The following is a 1,384-nucleotide window of genomic DNA, read 5'->3' as shown; positions in this document are numbered from 1 at the left end:
TACGACCCTCCCAACGTGCCTCCAGCAGTGACAAAGACCGGAGGAGTTGAAGGAGAAACGGAAGAGTCGAGTAACACTTTCTCGTGGAACGGAAACGATCCAGATGGTGAAATAGTGCGATTCGAACTGAGAAAAGACTCGGGAGAGTGGATCGATACAGAGCTTTCCGATGAATACACATGGAACGGTTATTCCGAAGGCGAACACACGTTTGAAGTGAGGGCGCTCGACAATGAAGGGGCCTATTCGGAAATTACTATCTGGATCTTCAATTACGACCCTCCCAACGTGCCCCCAGTAGTAACAAAGACCGGAGGAGTCGAAAGAGAAACGGAAGAGTCGAGTAACACTTTCTCGTGGAACGGAAACGATCCAGATGGTGAAATAGTGCGATTCGAACTGAGAAAAGACTCGGGAGAGTGGATCGATACAGAGCTTTCCGATGAATACACATGGAACGGTTATTCCGAAGGCGAGCATACATTTGAAGTAAGGGCTCTCGACAATGAAGGGGCCTATTCGGAGACAATCGTGTGGTCGTTCAACTACGACCCTCCCAATGTGCCACCAGCAGTGACAAAGACCGGTGGTCTTGAAGGAGAGACAGATAACGCCACAAACGCCTTTTCCTGGTCGGGCAATGATCCCGATGGAACAATAGTTGAATACGAATACAGAAAAGATACTGGGGCCTGGATCGTCAATGGAATGGAAAACGAATACGTCTGGGGCGATTACTCTATCGGGAATCACTCTTTTGAGGTTAGGGCTAGAGACGACGAAGGATTGTATTCTCCAACTCTTGTCTGGAATTTCGAATATGTACCGCACAATAATGCTCCTACAGTAACAAAGACCGGTGGAATTGAAGGCGATACTACCAGGTACCTCAATACATTCACCTGGACGGGAAGCGATTCCGATGGATCGATAGAACGGTATGAATACAGAAAGGACCGCGGTGACTGGATAAGTGTAGGTACTGACTTGAGTTATACGTGGAGGGGATACTCAGAAGGAAATCATGTCTTCGATGTTCGCGCTCTGGATGATGGGGGCGCGTATTCGCAGATAGTTATCTGGTCATTCACTTACAGTTATGCGAATCAGCCCCGGTGATTACAAAGACTGGCGGTCTTGAAGGCGATATATACGTGTCAAGCAACTCGTTTTCATGGACAGGCAGCGACTCAGATGGCACGATAGCAAAGTATGAATACAGCAAAGACGACGGTGATTGGGTCGATTTTGGACTCGGGATGAACTATACGTGGAGTGGTTACTCAGAGGGAAGCCACTCATTCAGAGTCAGAGGACGGGACGATAGGGGAGCGTATTCCGAAGAGGCTCTCTGGAGTTTTACATACAGTATTCCCCCGCAGGA

The 1,384-nt window shown here is 48.5% G+C and carries 2 pseudogenes; both read left to right on the top strand.

Features of this window, described 5'->3' with window-relative positions:
- Positions 1–1,119: pseudogene (locus BG32_RS04925) on the top strand (Two component regulator three Y domain protein); the annotation flags it as partial.
- Positions 1,116–1,384: pseudogene (locus tag BG32_RS16270) on the top strand (ABC transporter substrate-binding protein); the annotation flags it as partial. The pseudogenes BG32_RS04925 and BG32_RS16270, both read left to right, overlap by 4 nt.

It is taken from the genome of Mesotoga sp. HF07.pep.5.2.highcov, assembly GCF_003666285.1.
GTDB classification, from domain to species: domain Bacteria; phylum Thermotogota; class Thermotogae; order Petrotogales; family Kosmotogaceae; genus Mesotoga; species Mesotoga prima.
Note: the sequence above shows the minus strand (reverse complement) of the source record. Positions and strands in the feature narration are given on the sequence as shown.